We start from the raw sequence: 1,537 nt of genomic DNA, 5'->3' as shown, positions 1-1,537 counted from the left end.
ACCACGCGACCCAATGGGTCCTGCGCCTCGGCGACGGCACCCCGGAGAGCCATGGCCGCATGCAGGCCGCCCTCGACGCGCTCTGGCCCTACACGGGCGAACTGTTCGAATCCGACGTCCTGGTCCAGCGCCTCGCCGTTGCCGTGGATCCTTCGACATTGCAGGACGCGTGGCACGAACGAGTGCTGGGCGTCATCGACGAGTCGACCTGCAGCCGGCCCTCGTCGACGTACCAGCACACCGGCGGGCGCGAGGGGCGCCATACCGAACACATGGGCTACCTGCTGGCCGAGCTCCAGCACATCGCCCGATCCCACCCAGGTGCGACATGGTGACCGACGCTGCGATCTTCGAGGCAGTCGGCGAGATCACGGATCCCGAGATCCCGGTCCTGACGATCGCCGACCTCGGCGTCCTCCGTGGCGTTCGGCACGAGGACGGCGAGACGGTCGTGACGATCACCCCGACGTACTCCGGCTGCCCGGCCATGGACCTGATCCGCCACGAGGTCGAACTGACCCTGCGCTCCCTGAACGTGGAAGGCCGAGTGGAAACCGTCCTCTCGCCCGCGTGGACCACCGACTGGATGACCGACTCGGGCAAAACCAAACTGCGCGACTACGGCATCGCCCCGCCGTCAGGTGGACCGGTCCTGCTGCAGGTGAGCGTTCGCTGCCCCTTGTGCGGATCACCGAACACAACAGAGCTCAGTCGCTTCGGCTCCACCTCGTGTAAGAGCTTGTGGCGCTGCAACTCCTGCAAGGAACCCTTCGACCACTTCAAATCCCTTTGAACAGCAAGCACAGTAAGGCGATCTGATGACCACCGTCGCCCCCCGCCGCCGCGCCACCTTCCACAGTTTGAAGGTCGCCGCGATCGACCCGATCACCGACGACGCGGTCGCGATCACGTTCGCCGTACCGCCCGAGCTCGCCGCCGAGTACGACTTCACCGCCGGCCAGCACCTCACGATCCGCCGTACCGGGGAGGAGGTCCGCCGCAGCTACTCGATCTGCTCACCGGCCGGCTCCGGCGTCCTGCGGATCGGCGTCAAACGGATCCCCGGCGGCGAGTTCTCGGCGTACGCCGCCCGCGACCTGCGCGTCGGCGACGAACTCGAGGTGATGACCCCGCTCGGCCGGTTCGGTACGTCGCTCGACGCCGCCAACGCCAAGCACTACGCGTTTGTCGCGGCCGGCAGCGGCATCACGCCCGTACTCTCACTCGTCGCGACGATCCTCGCGGTCGAGCCGTCCAGTCGCGTCACGCTGCTGTACGGCAACCGGACCGCCGGGTCGGTGATGTTCTCCGACGATCTCGCGGACCTGAAGGACCGGTACGCCGAGCGCTTCCACCTCGTGCACGTGCTGTCTCGCGAGTCGACCGAGGTGGAGCTGTTCAGCGGGCGGATCGACGCCGACCGGTTGCGGCGGATGTTCGCGACGATCCTGCCGCTGGACTCGGTCGACGAGTGGTTCCTCTGCGGCCCGTACGCGATGGTGGTCGGCGCTCAGGACCTGCTGCTGTCCGAGGGGGT

General features: G+C 67.7%; 3 protein-coding genes. All 3 read left to right on the top strand.

Translation table 11 applies throughout. The annotated features are described in order from the left end of the window. The coding region (locus VFF46_RS23815) for a 1,2-phenylacetyl-CoA epoxidase subunit PaaC (protein ID WP_325039417.1) at positions 1–335 on the top strand (335 nt) is incomplete at its 5' end. After that, positions 329–793: a 1,2-phenylacetyl-CoA epoxidase subunit PaaD gene (gene paaD, locus VFF46_RS23810; RefSeq protein ID WP_325039416.1), complete on the top strand. Its 465-nt coding sequence runs from the start codon at positions 329–331 to the stop codon at positions 791–793. The genes VFF46_RS23815 and paaD, both read left to right, overlap by 7 nt. A 25-nt stretch (positions 794–818) precedes the next feature. Further along, the coding region (locus VFF46_RS23805; protein WP_325039415.1) for an FAD-binding oxidoreductase at positions 819–1,537 on the top strand (719 nt) is incomplete at its 3' end.

The organism is Kribbella sp. (genome assembly GCF_035655035.1).
GTDB lineage: Bacteria > Actinomycetota > Actinomycetes > Propionibacteriales > Kribbellaceae > Kribbella.
This window is presented reverse-complemented; position numbering and strand designations above follow the sequence as displayed.